The organism is Vibrio alfacsensis (assembly GCF_019670485.1).
Taxonomy (GTDB): Bacteria; Pseudomonadota; Gammaproteobacteria; order Enterobacterales; family Vibrionaceae; genus Vibrio; species Vibrio alfacsensis.
The window spans coordinates 1,845,542-1,868,119 of record NZ_AP024165.1 but is presented as its reverse complement, the minus strand read 5'-3'; the positions used below and the strand labels follow the sequence as shown (position 1 = coordinate 1,868,119).

Annotated in this window: 20 protein-coding genes; 12 read left to right on the top strand and 8 right to left on the bottom strand. The window is 44.1% G+C overall.

The features are described 5' to 3' along the window. Positions 1 to 10: 10 nt before the first annotated feature. The 6 genes from VA249_RS08655 to pspF all read right to left on the bottom strand — a co-directional run bounded on the left by VA249_RS08655 (position 11) and on the right by pspF (position 6,452). Positions 11 to 793 carry a peptide ABC transporter ATP-binding protein gene (locus tag VA249_RS08655; RefSeq protein ID WP_128810653.1) on the bottom strand — a complete coding sequence of 261 codons (783 nt, stop codon included), beginning with the start codon at positions 791 to 793 and terminating at the stop codon, positions 11 to 13. After that, the gene (locus VA249_RS08650; protein WP_221067703.1) at positions 790 to 1,785 is read right to left on the bottom strand and encodes a peptide ABC transporter ATP-binding protein; all 996 of its coding nucleotides are present in this window, start codon (positions 1,783 to 1,785) and stop codon (positions 790 to 792) included. The genes VA249_RS08655 and VA249_RS08650 overlap by 4 nt, the downstream gene beginning before the upstream one ends. After that, positions 1,785 to 2,672 (bottom strand): ABC transporter permease subunit, encoded by an 888-nt coding sequence (locus VA249_RS08645; RefSeq protein ID WP_221067702.1) that lies wholly within the window; start codon positions 2,670 to 2,672, stop codon positions 1,785 to 1,787. Before VA249_RS08645 ends, VA249_RS08650 begins: the two co-directional genes overlap by 1 nt. Further along, positions 2,659 to 3,621 carry an ABC transporter permease gene (locus VA249_RS08640; RefSeq protein WP_221067701.1) on the bottom strand — a complete coding sequence of 321 codons (963 nt, stop codon included), beginning with the start codon at positions 3,619 to 3,621 and terminating at the stop codon, positions 2,659 to 2,661. Before VA249_RS08640 ends, VA249_RS08645 begins: the two co-directional genes overlap by 14 nt. Next, positions 3,621 to 5,240, bottom strand: a complete 1,620-nt coding sequence (locus tag VA249_RS08635; RefSeq protein WP_128812264.1) for an ABC transporter substrate-binding protein — start codon at positions 5,238 to 5,240, stop codon at positions 3,621 to 3,623. Before VA249_RS08635 ends, VA249_RS08640 begins: the two co-directional genes overlap by 1 nt. A 201-nt stretch (positions 5,241 to 5,441) precedes the next feature. After that, on the bottom strand, positions 5,442 to 6,452 hold the full coding sequence (gene pspF, locus VA249_RS08630; protein WP_221067700.1) for a phage shock protein operon transcriptional activator: 1,011 nt from the start codon (positions 6,450 to 6,452) through the stop codon (positions 5,442 to 5,444). Positions 6,453 to 6,681: 229 nt separating this feature from the next. On the opposite strand from pspF, the gene pspA reads away from it, so the two are divergent. The 8 genes from pspA (at position 6,682) to VA249_RS08590 (ending at position 14,174) form a co-directional block, all read left to right on the top strand. Then, positions 6,682 to 7,353: a phage shock protein PspA gene (gene pspA / locus VA249_RS08625; protein WP_128810658.1), complete on the top strand. Its 672-nt coding sequence runs from the start codon at positions 6,682 to 6,684 to the stop codon at positions 7,351 to 7,353. Between the two features lie 14 nt (positions 7,354 to 7,367). Next, positions 7,368 to 7,601 (top strand): envelope stress response membrane protein PspB, encoded by a 234-nt coding sequence (pspB, locus tag VA249_RS08620; RefSeq protein WP_128810659.1) that lies wholly within the window; start codon positions 7,368 to 7,370, stop codon positions 7,599 to 7,601. Continuing rightward, entirely contained in the window at positions 7,594 to 7,983 is a 390-nt protein-coding gene (pspC, locus tag VA249_RS08615) for an envelope stress response membrane protein PspC (RefSeq protein ID WP_221067699.1), read from the top strand. Before pspB ends, pspC begins: the two co-directional genes overlap by 8 nt. Positions 7,984 to 8,050: 67 nt before the next feature. Then, on the top strand, positions 8,051 to 8,272 hold the full coding sequence (locus VA249_RS08610; protein ID WP_221067698.1) for a hypothetical protein: 222 nt from the start codon (positions 8,051 to 8,053) through the stop codon (positions 8,270 to 8,272). Between the two features lie 50 nt (positions 8,273 to 8,322). Further along, complete coding sequence (locus tag VA249_RS08605) at positions 8,323 to 9,354, top strand: efflux RND transporter periplasmic adaptor subunit (RefSeq protein ID WP_128810661.1); 1,032 nt, start codon at positions 8,323 to 8,325, stop codon at positions 9,352 to 9,354. Between the two features lies 1 nt (position 9,355). Further along, on the top strand, positions 9,356 to 10,441 hold the full coding sequence (locus VA249_RS08600) for an efflux RND transporter periplasmic adaptor subunit (RefSeq protein WP_221067697.1): 1,086 nt from the start codon (positions 9,356 to 9,358) through the stop codon (positions 10,439 to 10,441). Further along, positions 10,438 to 13,542, top strand: a complete 3,105-nt coding sequence (vmeI, locus tag VA249_RS08595) for an efflux RND transporter permease subunit VmeI (RefSeq protein ID WP_221067696.1) — start codon at positions 10,438 to 10,440, stop codon at positions 13,540 to 13,542. The genes VA249_RS08600 and vmeI overlap by 4 nt, the downstream gene beginning before the upstream one ends. 68 nt (positions 13,543 to 13,610) lie before the next feature. Then, positions 13,611 to 14,174: a DNA-3-methyladenine glycosylase I gene (locus VA249_RS08590; RefSeq protein ID WP_221067695.1), complete on the top strand. Its 564-nt coding sequence runs from the start codon at positions 13,611 to 13,613 to the stop codon at positions 14,172 to 14,174. Positions 14,175 to 14,235: 61 nt separating this feature from the next. Here the strand turns inward: VA249_RS08590 and VA249_RS08585 are convergent, their stop codons facing one another. Beyond that, positions 14,236 to 15,441, bottom strand: a complete 1,206-nt coding sequence (locus tag VA249_RS08585; protein WP_221067694.1) for a cystathionine beta-lyase — start codon at positions 15,439 to 15,441, stop codon at positions 14,236 to 14,238. 186 nt (positions 15,442 to 15,627) lie between these two features. Then, a complete protein-coding gene (gene cls / locus VA249_RS08580) occupies positions 15,628 to 17,082 on the bottom strand; it encodes a cardiolipin synthase (protein ID WP_128810665.1) in 1,455 nt (484 codons plus the stop codon). Between the two features lie 433 nt (positions 17,083 to 17,515). Between cls and VA249_RS08575 the strand changes: the two genes are divergently transcribed. From VA249_RS08575 to VA249_RS08560, 4 genes are all read left to right on the top strand, one after another. Then, on the top strand, positions 17,516 to 18,886 hold the full coding sequence (locus VA249_RS08575; RefSeq protein ID WP_242598070.1) for a sodium-dependent transporter: 1,371 nt from the start codon (positions 17,516 to 17,518) through the stop codon (positions 18,884 to 18,886). Between the two features lie 228 nt (positions 18,887 to 19,114). Further along, positions 19,115 to 20,728 carry a methyl-accepting chemotaxis protein gene (locus VA249_RS08570; protein WP_221067693.1) on the top strand — a complete coding sequence of 538 codons (1,614 nt, stop codon included), beginning with the start codon at positions 19,115 to 19,117 and terminating at the stop codon, positions 20,726 to 20,728. A gap of 49 nt (positions 20,729 to 20,777) precedes the next feature. Then, positions 20,778 to 21,470, top strand: coding sequence for a TIGR01621 family pseudouridine synthase (locus VA249_RS08565; protein WP_221067692.1), 693 nt, complete (start codon positions 20,778 to 20,780; stop codon positions 21,468 to 21,470). Positions 21,471 to 21,540: 70 nt separating this feature from the next. After that, the gene (locus VA249_RS08560; protein ID WP_221067691.1) at positions 21,541 to 22,473 is read left to right on the top strand and encodes a class I SAM-dependent methyltransferase; all 933 of its coding nucleotides are present in this window, start codon (positions 21,541 to 21,543) and stop codon (positions 22,471 to 22,473) included. Positions 22,474 to 22,578: the final 105 nt, after the last annotated feature.

Below are 22,578 nucleotides of genomic sequence, written 5' to 3'. Positions count from 1 at the left end.
GCTCAGGACATTAGTGGTTTGGCGCCTTGTAAAAATGACTTTCGACTAATCGCTGCGTAATAGCATGCTGTGGATTGGTCAGCACTTGGTTCGTATCTCCAGACTCTACGACCTCGCCCTCATGCATCACCATAACCTTATCCGTTATGTGCTTTACAATTCCGATATGCTGAGACACGTAAACAAAAGACAAGCCCATCTCTTCTTGGAGTTCTAAGAACAAGTTGATGATCTGCGAGCGCATTGCCATGTCTAGACCGTTTAAAGCCTCATCGGCCACGATGATAGAAGGCTGTAGAATCAACGCACGAGCAAGGCACACACGCTGTTTTTGACCGGCAGCAAGCATCTGTGGATAGAAGTAGGCATGCTCTGGCAATAAACCGACACGAAGCAATGTATCTTTTACACGTTTCATCCGTGCATCGGGTGGCATGTTTGTATTTCGCTTTAGAGGCCCCTCTAAAATACGGCCAATTTGAATACGAGGGTTCAGCGAAGTATTCGGATCTTGAAAGATCATACGAATCAACTTACAACGGGTTGAATAATCTTTGTGTTCTAGTCGCTCTCCATTTACACGAATTTCACCAGAACTTGGTTCAACCACACCAGCTAACATGCGGGCTAAGGTAGACTTACCTGAGCCATTTTGGCCAATAAAACCGATAGTTTGGCCGGGCTCAAGTGTAAAGCTAACCGGTTTTACCGCTTCTTTTACTTTTCGTTTAAACAAGCCTGAACGCGTAACAAACTGCTTCGATAGGTTATCGACTTCTAGTAGCGCACTCATGAATGTTTCTCCGTGTTCAATGGAAAGTGGCAGCTGAATTTATGGTTTTTAATTCGTCTTGTATGTGGTATTTCGACACACTGCCTTTGAGCGTAGGGACAGCGAGGGCCTAATCGACAACCAATAGGTAAGTGTTGCAACGGAGGAATTGATCCTGGAAGCGAATGCAATTTTTGCTTGTGCGGAATCCAGTCATTGAAGTCAGGCATCGCTTGAAGTAGCGCAGCAGTATATGGGTGCTTTGGCGCTGAGACAATTTTCGCTGTATCAGCGGATTCTACTGACTGTCCACAATACATTACCGTGATTCGATTTGCCCATTGGGTAATGGTGGTCAAGTCGTGTCCAATCAACACGATGGTGGTGTTATTGATCTGGTTCATACGACTTAATAAACGCAGTATTTGTGACTGTGTAATCGGGTCAAGATCGTTAGTTGGTTCATCGGCAATCAAGATTTTTGGCTTGGTTGCAATCGCCATCGCGATCATGACTTTTTGACATTCACCATCAGTCAGCTCGTATGGGTAACTCCCCATTAAGCGTTTGTGATCTTTAATCCCGACTTTGTGGAGCAGGGCGATTGCCTGCTTCTTACGCCATTTAAAGCGCTCCCACCATTTCCCTTCAAAAGAGCGTGATGGAATCGACTCGATCAGCTGTCTGCCAACTTCTTCTGATGGATCTAAACAGGTGGAGGGTTCTTGGAATATCATCGCGATATCACGAGCTATCACGCGACGGCGTTCTTTTGGCGTTAGCTGAAGTAAGTCAATGTTACCAAGGCGCATTCGGTCTGCGGTTACTTTCCAGTTGTCCTTACATACGCCCACAATGGCTTTTGCAACTAAGCTTTTGCCCGAGCCTGATTCACCGACTAGACCACGGATCTCACCCTCGTTTAGAGTAATACTCATTCGGTCTACTGCTTTAACCAATCCTGATGGTGTTTCAATTTCAATGGTCAAATGTCGAATATCTAATAACGGCATTATTCGATCCCCGCATTGAGTGCTTGGCGTACACCTTCACCCACTAAGTTTAGAACAACAACAGTGAACATAATGGTAAGGCCCGGCAAAGTCACGGTCCAAGGTGCAATGTATATCAACTCTACGGAGTCACCGAGAATCGCGCCCCATTCTGTACTTGGTGCTTGAGCCCCTAAACCTAAGAAACCAAGGGCAGTAATATCTAAAATCGCTACAGACAGAGCGAGAGTAATCTCAGCCGCCACAACGGTTAGCACATTTGGCAGAATAGAATTCCACAGCAAATAGAAGTCATTCGCCCCATCGAGACGGGCCGCCATGATGTAGTCTTTTTCGACCTCCGTATGCACCGCGATGTAAACAGAACGAATAAAGCGTGGGATAAGCGCAAGACAGATAGCAAGCAAAATGTTGAATTCGCCAAAGCCAAGAAAAGCAACAAAAATGATGGCCAGCAACAAAGACGGAATAGCCATAACGGTGTCGAGTAGGTGGTTCAAGGTACTTGAAAGCAGTCCTCTAGTCATACCTGCAAGGACACCAATAAAACAGCCAATTAGAGCGGAGATTGCTGTAATGATAACCGCGGCACCAAACGTAAGTTGAGAGCCTGAGATTAAACGAGAGAGAATATCTCGCCCAAGATCATCCGTCCCTAAGAAATAGTCAACACTGCCTGCAGGCGCCCATGATGGAGGCACAAGTAGTTCACCTGACTGTGCTTGTGGGTCATAGGGTGTCAAAACCGGCGCCAACAGCGTGACGATAATGATCAGACCAAGGCACCATAGCCCAAACATCGCTAAGCTATTGGCACGAAAACTGCGCCAAAACCGCTCAAACTGCGTTGGAATGCGCTCTTCTTGGTAGATGTTATTTGTTAGCATACCATTCCTTTCTCACCAGAGGGTTAATCATGGCACCAATCAAATCTGAGAAGATATTGGCGGTTAGAACAAGGGTTGCCAATACCATGACACCCGCTTGAATAGATGCATAATCTTGATTTCCAAGAGCATCTAATAGCCAACGACCTATGCCTGGCCAGTTGAAAATTGATTCAGTGATGATCGCAAGCGTAATCATGCTCGAGAGTTGCACCCCTACCTTTGGAATGATTGGAGGAATTGCGTTACGAAGTACATGTTGAGTCACGATTTCTCGATTAGATAAACCTTTGATTCGTGCCGCACGAATGTAGTTTTGGCTCATGACCTCAGCAACCGATGCGCGCATGAGGCCAATGACTTGTGTTGTTGGTGTGAGAGCCAGTACCAAACATGGCAAAATCATGTGTTCGATAACACTTTGTAAGGCATGTGCGCGGTATTCACCTTTAGACAAAAAAGCATCGATGATGGCAAAGCCTGTCACGTGATCGATTTCATAAAGCAAGTCATAGCGGCCAGCAACGGGAAATACATGGTATTGCAGTGAAAACACCATGATCAGCATTAATGCTACCCAGAAGATCGGGGCAGAGTAGCCAGACATTGAAATAAAAGAAATGCTGGTATCTAACCATTTTCCTTGCTTCATGCCTGCAATTGTCCCCAAGGGGATACCAATAAGTAGCGACACTAAAAATGCAAAAAAGCACAACTCGAGCGTAGCAGGAAAGACAACGGCCAGTTCATCGTAAATCGGAATGCCACTTTTGGTTAAGCCAAAATTTAACGTGGATAGCTCAACCAAATAGCTTTGCCAGCCAGACCAAAATTCCACGTTGGCCCAGTGAGACGTAGGATCTAAACGCAGTAGTGAGAAGCCCACTAAAGTGAGAATCATCAAGGTGATGAAAAATAAATTAAAGCGTCGAATAGTGTACCAAAACATCAGTGGATTCTCTCAACGTTATCAAATGGTTGCGCGTTGAACGGGCTAGATTTAAAACCGGTCAGTGACTTATTGTGGACACGAAATTGCACGCCATGGGCTAATGGAATAACAGGAAACTCCTCATTAAGGATGTTTTGAGCTTGGCGATACAAATTTAAGCGATAGCGAGGCTCTTGAGTCTCTAAAGCGAGATCAAGCAAGAAATCAAAATCTTCGTTACACCACATGGATACATTCAAACCAACACGTTCAGATTCACAAGAAAGAAGTGGTCTGAAGAAATTGTCGGGATCGCCTGTATCGCCGATCCAACCCGTCAGTAACAAGTCGATACTGTTGATAGAGTCGAGTTGGGTTCGGTCAAAACGGTCATTCGTTAAAATCTCAAGCTTAACGCCAATATCAGCGAAGCTTGCTTGAATCAATTCGGCGGTTTTACGCGGGCTTGGATCAAAAGCCCGTGGCTCTAGAGGAACCCACATGGTGAGGTTCAATCCTTTTTCAAATCCAGCTTCTCGCAATAAAGCGATCGCGTAGTTTCTGTCATAGCGAATTTTTACGCTGTCTTTTTGGTAAGCCCAAGAGTTCGGAGGTAAAAGAGTATAGGCTTGCGTACCGGTTCCGTAATAAACCGAATCGAGGATATTTTGGCGGTTGATAGCTAAATTCAATGCTTGGCGAACACGCACATCACTTAGCGCAGGATGATCGGTATTGATGGCGATGAATGAGACATTATTTGCAGGTGTAGCATCAATCTCAAGTTGCTCACTCTCTTGAATAATCGGGATTTGGCTAGAAATAGGTGATGCCAGAACGTCACACTCATTTCTTAGCAACTTAGCTAAGGTGCCAGTGCCTCGATGAGAGATATCGAAGACAACCTGTTTCATTTTTGCTTGCGTGTTCCAATAGGCCGGATGACGCTCTAAACGGATCAAATCATTTGGTTGATATTCTTTAAGTTGAAACGGTCCAGAACCAATAGGAAACTGGTCAATTAAAGCCTTTTCGTCATGAGTAATTAACTCATTACCATATTCTTTAGATAAAATAACGGCATGGCTAGTGGCAATATTGGCCAGAAATGCAAAGTTTGGCTGAGAAAGAACGAACTTCACGGTTTGATCGTCAAGTGCAATCACATCCTGCACCAGATTTTGGAAATCCAAACCGGCAAACCATGGATAAAAACCACCACCGATATCGTGATACGGATGGTTTACATCAATGATTCGCTTAAAGCTGAACACAACATCTTGTGCATTGAGTGGACGAGTAGGGGTGAACCAAGGAGTGGTCTGGAACGAAACGCCGTCCTTAATTTTAAAGATATACTCAGTACCAGCATCATTCACAGTCCAGCTTTCAGCAATGCTAGCAACGGGTTGATGAGATTCTGGATCGAGGGTGAGTAGCGTGTCATACAACTGAGGACTCAGCGCTTCTGCTGTAATGCCGCTGTCTACGAGCTGAGGATTAAACGTACTTGGTTTACCATGTCCACAAAACACAAATCGATTTTCACGAACGTCTTGATGGTCTATGTCTTCACCGCAGGCGGTGAGTAAGCCAATACCGAGTAGGCCTAGCGATAGTCTTAAAAAAGCTTTCATCATATGAAATGGTCATTGGATCTTGCTTGTTTCTTTTGAATGTTCAAAGGAGTGACAAGCGAAAATGATCCCGCTAATTTATCACCTTTGTGAACACGCTCCAAACATAAAATCGTTACAATGCAGAGTATTACCTCAATCTAGACGCGCTTGGATGTTAAAAGCACCGATAGTTTGGTTATTTATCTTTATGTGCTGTGCTTAATTTTGGCCAACTAAACCATACTTTCTCACCATCCCTCTTAATTGATGGTAACTTAAACCAAGCAAATCAGCGGCTTGTCTTTGGTTAAATTTTGCCTCTTCTAATGCAGAGGTTAACAGCTTAATGTCCTGTTCTTCTTGCCATTGTTTATAGTCTAATGGAAATTGAATGTGTTCGTGTCGCTCGGTTTCTTTCTGGTTAGGTTCGGTTTGGTTGGATGAATGACCAAGTGAATTATCCCATCCAGCTTCAAATGGATTAAAAACAAGATGGTATATAGGATCGGCGTTCAACCCGTGACGATAAATAGCACGCTCGATCACGTTCTTGAGTTCACGTACGTTTCCTGGCCAATGGTAATCAAGTAATGATTGCTGTGCTTCTTCTGTAAAGCCGACAAAGTACTCTAATTGTAGCTCACGGCACATTTTTATTGCGTAGTGTTGAGCTAAAGAAAGGATGTCTTCTTTTCTCTCGCGTAACGGCGGAAGCATGATGACATCAAATGCCAAACGGTCGAGTAAATCCGCACGAAAGTCACCTTGTTCTGCCAGTTTAGGCAGATCGGCATTGGTCGCACATACTAAACGAACATCTGCCGTTAGGGCGGTATGACCACCGACACGTTCATATTCACCGTATTCGATCACTCGTAGCAGTTTTTCTTGTACTAACAGTGGGGCTGTTGCTAATTCATCTAGAAATAAGGTGCCTCCCTCTGCACGCTCGAAGCGACCTTTATGCTTGCCTTTCGAGCCAGTAAAAGAACCAGATTCATGCCCAAACAATTCTGAATCAATTAAGCCCTCGCTTAATGTCGCACAGTTTAATGAAAGGAGTGGTTTATCCCAACGCTTTGATAAATAGTGTAAACGCTGTGCAATAAGTTCTTTGCCCGTTCCTCGCTCTCCGATAATGAGCACTGGCCGTTCAATTGGCGCAAGTTGTGATACTTTATCTAATACCGCGAGAAAAGCGGGTGATTCACCAATGAGGTTTTGCTTCATAAGATCCTTCTCGTTTCTGTATGTCGACGATTTACAGTATTGAAGTTGGTGAAATTTACCAACAGTTGGTAAAAACCATCATAGCATAATGTTGAGAAACAACAATGAACGCGTTAACTTATTGTTTATTAAGTATAATAAAAGTTGGCACGCAACTTGTTATAGCTATAAGGGAGACACAAGGTAAATCACCTTGTCGAGTTTAAATAGGAAAAAGAGGAGTTCCGTTATGGGTATTTTTTCTCGTTTTGCAGATATCGTTAATTCAAACATCAGCGCATTACTAGACAAGGCAGAGGATCCTGAAAAAATGATCCGTCTTATCATTCAAGAAATGGAAGACACACTAGTCGAGGTTCGAACTAACTCAGCGAAAGCCATTGCTGATAAAAAAGAGCTCGCTCGCAAAGTAGAAGCGCTAGAAGACCAAATCACCGAATGGGGTCAAAAAGCGAGCCTAGCTTTAGTTAAAGAGCGTGAAGATTTAGCTCGTGCTGCGCTTATTGAGAAGCAAAAACTTGAACACGTAATCAAAGGCTTGCACACTGAGCAAACACTTGTTGAAGAAACCATCGAGAAATTGACGGGTGAAATTGGTAAGCTAGAAGCCAAAATTACAGAGACGCGTGCGAAACAGCAAGCACTCGCAATTCGTAACCAAACCGCATCAAATCGCCGTGATGTTCAAAAACAGCTTCATGCCGGACGCACTAACGAAGCAATGGCAAAGTTTGAGCAATACTCTCGTAAGATTGATGAGATGGAAGCAGAAGCTGACATTTACGCGAAAACAGGTAATGCAAAATCGCTAGATCAAGAGTTTGCAGAGCTACAAGCTCAAGATGAAATTGAAAAAGAGTTGGCAAAACTGAAAGAACAGATGTCATCAAAAGATAAATAAGGAAGGAGCCATTTATGTCGACATTTATTATTACTGGACCATTGATTGTCTTTTTAATCTTTGTCGCTCCACTATGGCTCTTCTTACACTATCGCAGCAAACGCAAAGCAGATAGTGCACTGTCGAGCCAAGATCTAGAGCGTCTTCAGGTGCTATCTGAAAAAGCAGAAGCGATGCAGTCTCGAGTTGAAACCTTGGAGCGTATCCTAGATGCAGAATCCCCAACGTGGAGACGAAAATATGAATAAACGAGAACTGTATCGTGATCCGCAAAATGGCAAAATTTCCGGCGTGTGTGCCGGAATCGCAAACTATTTTGGCGCGGAAGTTTGGTTGATTCGTATTGTCGTGATTTCAGCAGCGTTACTAGGCGGGACATTTTTGGTGTTATTGGCCTATGTCGCACTGGCATTTATGCTTGAAAAGCAGCCAATGACATACTCAGAAAATATCAAGTCGCAGCAAGAACATACGTTGAAGAGCAAGCCTTGGCAGAAAGGACAAAGCCCAGATCAATTATTGAGTGTTCTAGAGGGTGATTTCAATAAGCTCGACGCAAGGGTACGAGGAATGGAAGCGTATGTTACGTCGGATGCATATCGAGTTAATCGAGAGTTTAATAAGCTCTAATCCATTATCGAGTCTTTTAAGAAGCGGGCATTTGTCCGCTTTTTTTGTATCGAGGATATTCTTTTTTGTGACAAGAGTATTTCGATTACCAATTGGCTTCTTCGCTTTTCATTTCATTGAAAACAACCAGTTTGTTACACAGCGCGGAAAAGTAGCACAATATTATGGCGTTGTTCTACTTAAAACTGGTTGTACACGTCGCTCAAAAGCTGAGCATCAAATGCGGCTTGGTATATCACAAATTGCTCATTTTAAAGAAAAAATACAGGGGAAAGCGCTAGAAGAATGACAGGAATTCATCTACTTTAAAGGTAATGTAGAATAAATGGATGGATTCACATGAGAAAAGCGCTCATTACAATTGCTGTTATGTCGGTTCTTTCTGGTTGTGGTAAAGAACTGCCACCCGTACCTGAGCCTGAATCTCGGCCCGCTAAACTTTTCACTGTCTCTGTTGGTAATGCTCAGTTTGAACGTAACTTTCCTGCGACAACCGAAGCAGGGGATAGAGCCGTTTTGGCATTTCGAGTCCCTGGGCTACTTCAATCAATCGAGGTCAATGCTGGGCAAGTCGTGAAAAAAGGCGATGTGCTCGCTGTGCTCAATCCTGATGAGTATTCTCTGTTAGAGAAACAAGCTCGAGCGAACTATACCCTTGCTGATGTTCAATACGAACGAGCTAAAAAGCTGCGTAAAGAGCAAGTTGTATCTGAACAAGATTTTGATGCGGCAAAGGCAAATCATAACTCTGCTAAAGCGCAATGGAATCAAGCGAAAGCAAACTTAAGATACACCAAACTGGTTGCCCCATACGATGGCACCATTTCGTACCTCCCAGCAGAAAATCATGAGTATGTGGCGGCCAAAGCTGGCGTTATGAATATTCAGACCAATCAGGTCATGAAAGTGATATTTCAATTGCCCGATCATTTGCTAAGACGTTTTACTCAGGGGGCGGATGCTTTCGCTACGATGACGTTTGATGCCTTTCCAGAACAATCTTTTGAACTTACTTTCCAAGAAATTGACACCGAAGCCGACCCGAAAACGGGCAGTTATAAAGTGACCATGGTGATGGAGCGTCCTGAGAATGTAGGTATCTTGCCAGGTATGTCAGGGAATGCCCACTTGGTATCCTCAAGTGCTGGTGCAACAAAAATTCCAGATTCCGCGTTATTCGAAGAGGATGGAAAAACGTGCGTGTGGCGCGTTAATGACCAAGGCATTGTTGAAAAAGTCTCGGTGATATTGAACGAGAAGCAGCAAGTGGAACAGGGTCTAAATGACGGAGATCAGATCATCGTATCAGGTGTTAATGTCATCGAGCCTGGGATAAAAGTACGTGCATGGGTTAAGGAGCGAGGGCTTTAATATGAAAGGAATCATTGTGTTAGCCACAGTTTTCTCGGCCGTAATACTCACGGGTTGTGGTGACAAAGGAGTTGCTCCAGAGCTAGAAACTCCTCGAGTTCGAGTTGCCTCTCTTGAGGGGAAGCGTGTGGATGACAATCTCTATTTCCCTGCTATTGCGAATGCGGCAGATCGTTCTCACCTGAGTTTTCGCGTTGCTGGCGAGATAAGCCGCGTACTTGTTAGGGAGGGTGATAAGGTCAGTAAAGGCGATGTAATCGCTACTCTTGACCCATCAGATTATCAATTAGATGTAGACAATGCATCGGCTCGATTTTCTGTGGTTGATAGCCAATATCGTCGTTCGGCACCCTTGGTTAAAAAAGGGCTATTGGCTAAGTCACAATTTGATGAAATCGCCGCTCAACGACAAATCGCGCTTGCTGAGTTGGAATTAGCTAAATTACGCCTCTCATTTACCACTTTAAAAGCTCCGGTTGACGGCATTATCTCACGTGTGAACGCGGATCAGTTTGAGAATGTTCAAGTGGGTCAATATATCGTTAATATACATAGTGTGAATCGTGTAGAAGTGTTGATACAACTGCCTGACCGACTCTATGTGAATCAGCCGCCAACAGAAGAACGTTTGACGGCCATTAATGCAGTGGTTCGTGTGCCAAGTGGTGGTGAATACGATGCCAGCATTAAAGAGTTTACGACTGAGCCAGACCCAAATACGGGTACTTTTACGGTGACATTATCACTGCCCATGCCAGAAGAAGAGTACATTCTTGACGGTATGGCCGTTGATGTAACCTCGAAAGATGAAAATGTTGGCTTGGAGTTAAACTCCGGAATCGATGTTCCAATTGAAGCGATTTTCAATGCTGATGGCGATGAGCTTGGCCGAGAGCACAAATTTGTTTGGGTACTGAATGAAGATAACACTGTTACTCGTAAACAGGTTGTGGCCGGTAAAGCATCAAAAACGTCGGTTCAAATTTTAGATGGTTTAGATCTTGACGATAAAGTTGTAATTGCTGGTGTCTCTCGGTTGAGAGATGGCATTACAGTGGAAGTAGTGAAGCAGGAGGCACGTCAATGAGCGAACAAAATAATAGTGCGCCTCAAGATGATGAAAACGTAACGGGTATTGCGGCGTATTTCATCCGAAATCGCGTCATCAGTTGGATGGTTTCGTTAATATTTTTGATAGGCGGTGTCGCGGCATTCTTTGGGTTAGGTCGTTTAGAAGACCCTGCTTTTACAATCAAAGATGCGATGGTAGTAACGTCGTACCCCGGTGCTACGCCTCAACAAGTCGAAGAAGAGGTGACGTACCCAATAGAAAAAGCGATTCAGCAACTGACATATGTTGATGAAGTTAACTCGATTTCTAGCCGTGGTTTATCTCAAATCACGGTTACGATGAAAAACAACTATGGCCCAGATGACCTGCCCCAAATTTGGGATGAATTGCGAAGAAAAGTTAACGATCTCAAAGGTACTCTACCTCCCGGTGTGAACGATCCATCCGTAATCGATGATTTTGGTGATGTTTATGGTATTTTGCTCGCGGTCACAGGTGATGGATACAGCTACAAAGAGCTCTTGGATTATGTTGATTATTTACGACGTGAGTTGGAGCTCGTAGATGGTGTCAGCAAGGTGTCGGTTTCAGGCCAGCAGCAAGAGCAAGTTTTTATAGAAATTTCTATGAAAAAACTCAGCAGCCTAGGTTTGTCTCCAACCACGGTGTTTAACCTTTTATCAACGCAAAATGTGGTGTCAGATGCAGGGGCAATCCGCATTGGTGATGAGTATATTCGTATTCAACCAACGGGTGAGTTTCAAAGTGTTGATGAATTAGGCGATTTGCTGATCACCGAATCCGGCGCACAAGGTCTTATCTTTTTGAAAGACGTTGCGACGATCAAACGAGGGTATGTTGAAGTACCAACAAACATCATCAACTTTAATGGCAGTTTGGCGCTTAACGTTGGCGTGTCATTCTCACAAGGGGTGAACGTTGTTGAAGTTGGAAAAGCCTTTGACCGTCGACTTGCTGAACTTAAGTATCAACAACCTGTTGGCGTTCAAATCTCTGAAATTTATAGCCAACCCAAAGAAGTTGATAAATCAGTCAGTGGTTTTGTAATCAGCTTAGCGCAAGCAGTTGGCATCGTAATCATCGTACTGCTGTTCTTCATGGGGCTTCGTTCTGGCCTATTGATCGGCCTTATTCTTCTGCTGACCGTTTTGGGTACTTTCATTTTCATGAAATATCTGGCCATAGATTTGCAACGCATTTCATTGGGAGCGCTGGTTATTGCGCTTGGTATGCTGGTGGATAACGCCATTGTGGTGGTTGAGGGGATACTCATTGGAACTCAGAAAGGGCGAACAAGGCTTCAAGCTGCGACCGATATCGTGACCCAAACAAAATGGCCACTATTGGGCGCAACGGTCATTGCCGTAACGGCATTTGCCCCGATTGGTCTTTCTGAAGATTCCACCGGTGAATACTGTGGCACGTTATTTACCGTGCTACTTATCTCGCTCATGTTAAGTTGGTTTACTGCGATCTCTCTTACACCATTCTTTGCTGATATTTTCTTTAAAGGGCAAAAAATTAAAGCTGGAGAGGGGGAAGAAAACGACCCATATAACGGGATCGTGTTTGTGATGTACAAGAAATTCTTAGAATTTTGTATGCGTCGTGCATGGTTTACGGTTGTTGTGTTGATTGGTGGTCTTGTCGCTAGTTTGTATGGTTTTACTCACGTGAAACAAGCATTCTTTCCATCATCAACAACACCGATTTTCCAGTTAGATGTCTGGTTGCCGGAAGGCACTGATATCCGTGCAACAAACGATAAGTTAAAAGAGCTGGAAGGCTGGTTGGCTGAACAAGATCACGTTGACCACATTACGACGACCGCAGGTAAAGGTTTACAGCGGTTTATGCTGACGTACGCACCAGAAAAAAGCTACGCAGCTTATGGTGAGATCACAACGCGTGTTGATAATTATGAAGCGCTAGCGCCATTGATGGATCGTTTTAGAGCACACCTTAAAGCGAACTATCCAGAGATTAATTACAAGCTTAAGCAAATTGAATTAGGCCCTGGTGGTGGTGCGAAGATTGAAGCGCGCATTATTGGCTCTGATCCTACGGTGCTTCGTACTATTGCAGCTCAAGTTATGGATATTATGTACGCAGACCCAAACGCGACCAACGTTCGTCATGATTGGCGAGAGCGGACTCAGGTGCTAGAACCTCAATTTAATGAGAGCCAAGCACGTCGTTACGGCATTACGAAATCAGATGTTGATGATTTCTTATCGATGTCTTTCTCTGGCATGAATATTGGCCTTTACCGTGATGGTACTACCTTAATGCCAATTGTCGCTCGTCTGCCTGAGGATGAACGCATTGATATTCGAAATATCGAGGGGATGAAGATTTGGAGTCCGGCTCAAAGTGAGTTTATTCCGCTCCAGCAGGTTACGATGGGATACGACATGCGTTGGGAAGACCCAATCATCGTTCGTAAAAATCGTAAACGCATGCTAACAGTAATGGCAGATCCAGATTTACTAGGGGAAGAAACCGCTGCGACATTGCAAACACGTTTGCAGCCACAAATTGAAGCGATTGAGTTACCACCTGGCTATGCATTGGAATGGGGTGGGGAGTATGAATCTTCTGGCGACGCAAAAGAATCACTCTTCACGACAATGCCAATGGGGTACTTGTTCATGTTCTTGATCACTGTGTTCTTGTTTAACTCGATCAAAGAACCATTGATAGTTTGGCTCACGGTACCGCTCGCATTGATTGGTGTGACAACCGGATTGTTGGTACTCAATACGCCGTTTGGATTTATGGCATTACTTGGTTTCCTCAGTTTGTCCGGTATGGTGCTGAAAAACGGCATCGTGCTACTAGACCAAATAGAGATTGAAATGAAGTCGGGTAAAGAGGCTTATGATGCGGTTGTTGATGCAGCAGTAAGTCGTGTGCGACCAGTTTGTATGGCAGCGATCACCACCATTCTAGGTATGATCCCACTTCTACCTGATATCTTCTTTAAACCAATGGCCGTTACGATTATGTTTGGTTTAGGTTTTGCGACGGTTCTGACACTTGTCGTTGTACCTGTCCTGTATCGTCTATTCCACAAGGTAGCCGTACCTAAATAACGATTGAGTTTAAGAGTGTTTAACGCGCCTCTGGCTCATCACCAGAGGCGCTTTTGTAAGGACTATATATGGAACAAAAAACGTGTGCTTGGGCGATGAATCACCCTCTCGAACGTGAATATCATGATGCTGAATGGGGTGTTCCCGTCTATGACGATACGATTCTTTTTGAATTTATTACGCTTGAAGGGGCGCAGGCAGGATTAAGTTGGATCACGATTCTTAAAAAGCGAGACGGCTATCGTCAAGCGTTCGAAGACTATGACTTGGATAAGTTAGTTCAACGTAATGAGGAGCGAGCGGAATTCATTGTGGAAAACTTTGATGTGGTTAAACATCGAGGGAAAATCAACTCGGTATTTAGCAACGCCAAAGCAGCAAAGCAATTGATAGAAGAATACGGAAGCCTTTCCGCTGCGTTATGGCAATTTGTTGATGATAAGCCAATAGTAAATCACTGGACAGACATGAGCCAGGTGCCCGTATCAACAGAGCAATCAAAAGCGATGAGCAAATTTCTTAAGAAGAAAGGATTTAAGTTTGTTGGCGAGACGATTTGTTATGCGTTTATGCAAGCAGTAGGCATGGTGGATGATCACCTTATTGGGTGCCCCAAAAAAGTAAGCGAATAGTGATGCGCCCTCTTGTTGAGGGCGCGCGGTTACCGCTTGTTTAGTGAAGAAGTAGGAGAAATCAAAGGGAAGCTTCTTTTTCTAGAATCAACGCATTGTATCGTGTAAATCCTGCCTCAAGATCGGCAATTAAGTCCCCAACATCTTCTAAACCAATGTGCAGACGTATTAGTGTTCCATCGAAGTTCGGGTGTGCAACCGTACGTAGGCTGTTAAAGCTTTTTGGTTCGTTAGCGAGAATCAAACTTTCAAACCCACCCCATGAATAACCCATACTAAAGTGCTTCATGCCATCAAGTAGTGCAGTGGTTGCTTTTGGGTATGAAGATTTTAGGACGAAAGAGAACAGGCCGTTGCCTCCTGTAAAATCACGCTTAAAAAATTCATGCCCCGGACAGGTTTCGAGTTCAGGATGACGAACGTGATCAACTTCGGGACGACGAGCAAGCCAATTTGCGACTTTTAAGCTATTTTCAGCATGTTGGCGTAAGCGCACGTCTAAAGTGCGAATACCGCGTAGACCAAGGTAGGCGTCATCTGGTGACACACACTGGCCCATTAGATAACTTTGTTCACGCAACTGATCCCAGTATTTCTCTGAGGCAACCGCCGTACCTAACATCACATCTGAATGTCCAACGATATATTTGGTCGCCGCTTGGATTGAAATATCAACGCCGTGCTCAAAAGGAGAGAAGTTAACGCCCGCGCCCCAAGTGTTGTCTAGCATAACGATGATGTCTCGCTCATGAGCAATGTGTGCGATGGTAGGAACATCCATCACTTCCATGGTGATGGAGCCTGGAGATTCTAAAAAAACAACTTTGGTGTTTGGTTGGATTAGGTCGCGGATGGCTTCGCCAATGAGAGGATCAAAATACGTTGTTTCTATGCCCATCTTTTTCATGATGGTGTCACAAAAGTCGCGAGTTGGTTCGTAACAAGTATCCACCATCAAAATATGATCGCCCGTTTCGACGAAAGAAAGAATGGCATTGGAAATAGCAGCGGTGCCACATGGGTATAGTGCACATCCCGCGCCACCCTCAACCTGTACCATAGCATCCTGAAAAGCAAAATGCGTATTCGTGCCTCGACGTCCATAAAATAACGTTTTGTTCGCACGATGGATCGTTGCTTGATTCTTCTCGGCCACGGTATCAAATACCACGGTAGAAGCGCGTTGTACTGGTGGATTCACGACGCCATTGGTCCATTTTTTGTCACGCCCAGCAGTAATCAACTGCGTCTTTTTTCCCTCTGACATAGATATTCCCTGTGTAATTCACTTAACCATTTTTATTATTTAAAACATGGAGCAGATGTGCTTTGCAAGGGAAAAGTCGGATCCAAGTGACTCATCAGAGCATAACGGAGTGTAAATTGGTTAGAAAAAGAAAACCGACAGTTTAAGGCTGTCGGCTTTTAAATCATCGCAGGGGCGTGAAAGGGTCTAAAGCAATGGATTAAACAGGTAGAAAACACGTTCTAAGAAACGAGAGAAAATACTGCGCTTTTCCCATGTTTCTGGATCGACAGTGTGTGACTGTTTGATATAAGTATCTTGTAGCCACGACATTTGCTTAGTGAATTCTTCATCGTCAACGGCAAGCGTGACTTCAAAGTTTAACCATAGACTTCGCATGTCCATATTTACGGTGCCAACAAGGCAAAACTGGTCATCAATCACCACTGATTTCGTATGCAATAGTCCACCGTAGAACTCGTAGATCTTCACACCGGCGGCCATCAATTCGCTGTAAAATGCTCGAGAAGCCCATTGAACCATCATCGAATCATTTTTGTGAGGTATGATTAGCTCAACGTCAATGCCACGTTGTGCGGTCATCTTGAGTGTTTCAAGCAAATCCGTACTAGGAACAAAGTAGGGCGTTGTTATTCTCACAGAGCGATTGGCTTGGTTAATCGCTAAGGTTAACACTTGATAGATCAGGTACTCCGGCATCCCAGGCCCAGATGGTACCACCTGAATCGGATGTTGAAACTCATGTGCATCAGTACGACACTCAGGGTGTTTAGGTAGCTGACGTTCACCGGTCTCGACTTCCCAATCCCAGCAATGGATTGCACTTAGCACGTTCACCGTAGGCCCTGTCAGGCGTACCATGATGTCAATCCATTGGCCAACACCACTGTTTTGTTTGAAGAAAGCCGGGTCGACGAGGTTCATGGAACCGGTATACGCAATCTCATCGTCGATGACGATAATTTTTCTGTGTTGTCTTAGGTCTAAACGACGCAAAAACATACGCCACATTTTTACTTCTAATGCTTGGACAACATCAATGCCCGCATCTTTCATCATTTTGTACCAAGGACTGCGGAAGAAGCGTGGACTGCCCGCAGAGTCCAAGAGCAATTTAACATCGACACCGCGTTTGGATGCTTGAATCAATGCCGATGCAACAGAGTCTGCTAATCCACCTGGATGCCAAATATAGAAAACCATCCGAATACTGTGTTGCGCATTTTCGATATCTTCAATTATTGAGTGCAGGATCTCATTTGGCGATTGCTGCAGTGACAGCGTGTTACCACTTAATGCTGGCAGCCCAAGGCGGTTATTGCAGAGTTCATCGATTCGGTAGATATGACGTCCCATCGATTCAGGGGTGTGGGCATTGCAATCGTTGAGCTGAGTGAACCATTGTTGAAAAGGTTTGAACATCACCTTTGCTCGCTCTGCGCGCTTGCGACCTAGATTTAGCTCCCCAAACAAGAAATAGCACGCAACACCTAAGACTGGAAGAATATAGATGATCATTAACCAAGCCAGAGAAACACTGACCGCCCGGCGTTTTAAAACGACACGAATAGTGACACCAGCAACTAAAAACCAATATAGGCCGATGCCAGTTAAAGTTAGAAAATGATAGAACTTGTCCATATACGCTCAAGATTGTTGGTCCAATATGGATATTAAGCGTAAATGACGGATCTGGAAACTATTTTCATACAGTGGGAAAACGGAACTTTTGTGTTGCCAATGTGAATCAATAGCGGTAGCTTGTGTTATGGAAAGGTAAATAATCAGAAGATATGTTAACAATTGGATATTAAAGCAGCATTTAGAGTGAAATTCGCTACATTTGTTCGATAAATGTGCTAAATGGGGCTTCCAATTTTAAATTGAAACTGTTTTACTGACCATATGTAGAGCGTCACTTAAACATCTTATAAAGTGTATATTTTAATTTACACGCACATATTTTAGACGCCTACCTGCATGCACACACAACAATATTTTTTGGAGAAAAAGCGTGGCTACAACTAATACAGCAGCACCACGTGATACGTGGGGGTCTAAACTAGGCTTCGTTATGGCAGCAGCGGGTTCCGCTGTCGGTTTGGGCAATATATGGAAGTTTCCTTACACAGCAGGTGAGAGTGGTGGTGGAGCGTTTGTTGCCATCTATCTTATTTTCGTTATTTTTATTGGCTTTAGCGTAATGCTGACAGAGTTTGCTATTGGCCGAAAGACAGGTCTATCAGCAGTAGGCGCATTTAAGTCTACTGATCGACGTTGGACATTTACTGGCGTTATGGGTGTTCTTAGTGGCCTACTGATCATGGGTTTTTACCCAGTCGTTGGTGGTTGGGCACTTGCATACATCTTTAAAGTGGGTGGTGGCCTATTAAGCGCACCAGAAGCAATTGGTGATAGCTTTGGCAGTTTTATTTCTAACCCGCTACAACCACTGATGTGGATGGGTATTTACCTATTTCTTAACATCGTTATCGTGATGAAAGGTATATCCGGTGGTATTGAGAAAGCGGGCAAGATCTTAATGCCTTTACTGTTCCTTATCTTGATCGTTGTATCTGTGAAAGGGCTTATGCTTCCGGGGGCAATGGCAGGTCTAGAATTCTTGTTCATGCCTGATTTCTCTAAAGTGGACAGCAGTGTTGTTTTAGCTGCGCTTGGTCAAGCATTCTTCTCATTGAGTTTGGGTATGGGTTGTATGTTGACTTACGGCTCTTATTTGAAGAAGAAAGAAAACCTTGTTCAAACCACAGGTATGGTTACGGCTATGGACACGGGCGTTGCAATCCTTGCCGGTGTTGCCATGTTCCCAGCAATGTTCGCATTCGGCATGGAGCCTGCAGCTGGCCCTGGTCTCGTGTTTGTTGTTGTGCCTCAGCTGTTTGCTGAAATGGGCGGTGTCATTGGTCTGCTATTTGCTCTGATGTTCTTTGTTGGTTTAACGGTAGCTGCACTGACTTCTTCAGTATCTCTATTGGAAGTGGTGGTTTCTTATCTAATCGATGAAAAAGGTTTGAAGCGTTCAACCGCAGTAATATCAGCAAGCGTTGTAATGGCAACACTGTGTGTATTTGCATCACTATCACTTGGTGGTGTGGGTCCAACACTCTTTGGCACTGGCGCGTTTGATATCTTCGATTTGTTGACGGATAAAATCTTCCTAGCAGTTGGTGGTATGTTGGTATGTATTTTTGCAGGCTGGCGTCTAAACCGTGCAGATCTCGAGAAAGAGATCACCAACGATGGTGAAGTATCTTTCCCTCTGTTTGGCTTATGGTACAACCTAGTTAAGTACATCATTCCTGTCGCTATCGCTGTCGTTGCGGTCATGGGTATTAAATCTGGTTTCGATAGTGGTAAGGGCGAAATCATGGTCCTAGGCATCGTGATTATTGCATTGGCTGGCATCTTCTCTAAGAAGTTATAACCAATTCAAAAAAACGTTTAAAATCATAAGCAGGAGTCTAAATGGCTCCTGCTTTTTTTTGAAATTTATAGACTTAAGAACAATTGTGCTAAATGTAGGTTAATAGTGTGAACTCACTCGCATTGAGCTTTCGGTCACAAAAAAATGTACTAAACGTGTAAGCCTATTAACCGATAACCTTATTGAATATGCGTGTTTAAAGCGTAAAAACAATAAGGAAAGTGATTCATGGCCATGTCGGTTAGAAACAAGCTATACGCCAGTTTTGGTGCCATTTTAACAATCATGTTAGTGATGATAGGGATTATTACATTTGAAGTATTGAACTCGCATGAGGTCGCAGACGAAGTTAGAACAGACGATGTTCCAGAGACCGTTCAGTACCTAATATTGATTGATGAAGCTGGCGACGTGTACCGAGATGCGTTAGGCGCGATTGTCAATGTCCCGGGCGCTCACCAGGATTATAAAGCGAACTTGGAACAGTTTTCGGATGCAATTGAACAAGTAAAAACGTTGGAAACTGTGGGTGGAGAGGATTATCGCAACGTTGAGCGTGTAGAACATTATATGGCGACTTTTACGGAAGGTTTTGAATCACAAATATTGACGAACCTTGGATTGAATAATGTTGAGGACAATATTGTCCGTCTTCGTACTTTATACACTACGAACTTGGCTCCGTTGGAGCTCATTCTTGATAAGGCCTCTACGGAGGGACAAGAAAGCACAAGTACAGCGTTATTGAACTTATCTGATTCATTCAACAGTATTGAATTGACGATCACAGTGCTTGGGACTATTGCCTTTTTATCGACTGCGATTATTGCTTATTTGTTGTCTAATTCAATTACTCACCGTTTAAGTAAATTGGATGAATTTGCCCAGCACGTTGCTGATGGAGACTTAACCGCTGCTCAGATTGAAGATAAATCAGGCGATGAACTGACAAACCTTGCGAACTCATTAAATAAAATGCAAGCGTCTTTGGTGACGCTGATTGGTTCTATTTCTGGCGTATCAAATGAGGTGAAATCAGTAACAGGTGAATTATCATCTGTGAGTAAAGACATTGTCTCTGGAGCGCGAGAGCAATCTGATAAAGCGAATCTAATTGCGACAGCAGCAGAAGAACTCAGCTTGACCATCTCCCAAGTTGCCGAGCAGGGAGCGGCGACCTTTGAAGAAGCTCGAAGGTCTGAGGCCACAGCAGAACAAGGCCGTGGTGTTATCGTTGATATGGTAGAAAGCATCCAGCAAGTTTCACAACAAATGACAGACATGTCAGTCCAAATGAACAATCTTGGCTCACACGGTGAAAAAATTGGCGCGGTGATCAAGGTGATTGAAGACATCGCGGGGCAAACTAACTTATTGGCACTAAATGCTGCCATCGAAGCGGCTCGAGCTGGTGAATTTGGTCGAGGGTTTGCAGTGGTCGCCGATGAGGTCCGTGCCCTTGCAGAACGCACGACAAAAGCAACGCAAGAAGTTGGTGAGATCATTCAAGCGATTCAAGTCGGCACCCAAGAAGCCGTGACTTATACTGAAGATGGCTGCCGTCTGGTAGAAATCGGTGTGAGCCAAAGTTCTGGCGCAGTAGATTCTCTTGAAGAAATTGTCTCGGGAGCGGCGAATGTTCAAAGTATGGTGAACTCAATTGCTACCGCTGCCGAAGAACAGACGGCAGTAACAAGAGAGATTGCGACGGACATTACGTCGATCAGCGATATTTCTGTACGTTCATTAGAGCTTGCAAATGACAGCTCGCAAAGTGTGAATAGTCTAAACCAAAAAGTTCAGCAGCTAGAAGCGTTAGTAGGTAAGTTTAAGCTCGCCTAATTGTTGAGAAAAGGTATACTTCTGGCTCCAAACGTGGAGCCAGTTTTTTATGTTCGACATTCTTCATACCCATCCCGATTTTCTGATCATCAATAAGCATCCCAATGTTTCCGTACACAAAGATGACGGTGACACCATGCTACTACAAGAAGTGGCTAAACAGAGTGGTGATGAGCAGTTATACCTTATTCATCGTCTCGACAAGATGACTTCTGGTATTTTACTTTTGGGGCGCAATGCTCAAGCAGCAAGTGCGTTATCTCAAGCGTTTGCTGATCGCCAAGTTGAAAAGTTCTATATGGCGATAGGTTCAAAAAAACCAAAGAAAAAGCAAGGGTTGGTCATGGGGGATATGGAGCGTTCACGTCGTTCGTCTTGGAAGCTCGTCAATAGCAAACAAAACCCAGCAGTGACGCAATTCTTCTCATTAGCGGCTGAACCCGGTGAGCGACTTTTTTTGTGTAAACCCTATACGGGGAAAACGCACCAAATTCGTGTCGCCCTGAAGTCAGTGGGTTCTGGGATTGTCGGAGATCCAATTTATAATGCTGGCAGTGAATCTGACCGTGGATATTTGCACGCATTTTCACTTTGTTTCCCGTACCAAAACGAGACACATCGATTTGTATGTGATCCGAGAGAGTATTCAGCGCTTGGCAGTAAATGGCACAACGAGCTCGTATCGCAAGGCATCGATTCGTGGTTATCGCCATGGGAACTCAACTGGCCTACTATCAAATAGATAACGGAAAGAAAGTTAGTAATCTGACTCTCTAAGCACCGCTACTAAGAACACCAAATAAGAGAATTCGATGCAAGCATCACAACTACCGCTGTTTTTTCAGCATTTACGATCTGAGCTCGCTCAGGCACCCAACGAAGTTCGTCGATTGTTTCATGGCCGTGGCCGTCACTTTGAGGGCTTAGAGCAAATTACTTGTGATTGGTTGCAAGGGCAGCTGATCATCAATTTGTTCAAAGAAGTGGATGAAACATTTTTATCAGAGCTGAAACAAGGCGCGATCGCGTTATCTGAATCAGAATTGTGGTCTGAAAAGCAGGGGCGTACGATCGTTATTCAGCACCGCTATGCAGATGGCGCGCCATCAGAAGTGCTTGTGGGGGAGTTAGATGCTCGACCTGTCGTAGAAGAGAGTGGTTTAAAATATCAGTTGGATATCGGACGTAACCAAAACTTCGGCTTGTTTTTAGATATGCGCTATGGCCGTGATTGGGTTCGTGAAAATGCCAAGCATAAAAATGTCCTTAACTTGTTTGCGTACACATGTGGATTCTCTGTCGCAGCTATCGCTGGTGGCGCAGACAAGGTGGTTAACGTTGATATGGCAAGAGCTTCTCTCGCAAAAGGGCGCGAAAACCATAAGTTAAATGACCACAATATTAATCAGGTAAGCTTCTTAGGGCACGATATCTTCAAGTCTTGGGGAAAAATCAAAAAAGCGGGTCAGTATGACTTGATTGTGATTGATCCACCGTCTTTCCAAAAAGGCAGCTTTGCTTTGACCAAAGATTACAAAAAGATTCTTCGCCGTCTTGCAGAATTGCTTGCGCCTGGTGGTCAGGTATTGGCATGTGTGAACTCACCATCGGTTACCAGTGAATTCTTAATTGAAAGTATGAAAGAGGAAGCTCCTCAACTGACATTTCGTGAGCGTCTAGATAATCCGCCAGAATTTATGGATGTAGACAGTGAGGCCGCACTAAAAGTGTTGTTGTTTAGCTAGAACGAAAGGCTTCATATCGCGTGGTATCGAGTAAAAGCGCCCATGTTGAACCTATTCAATCATTGGCGCTTTTATCGTTTTATGAGCTTAAGTTAATTTTTAAAT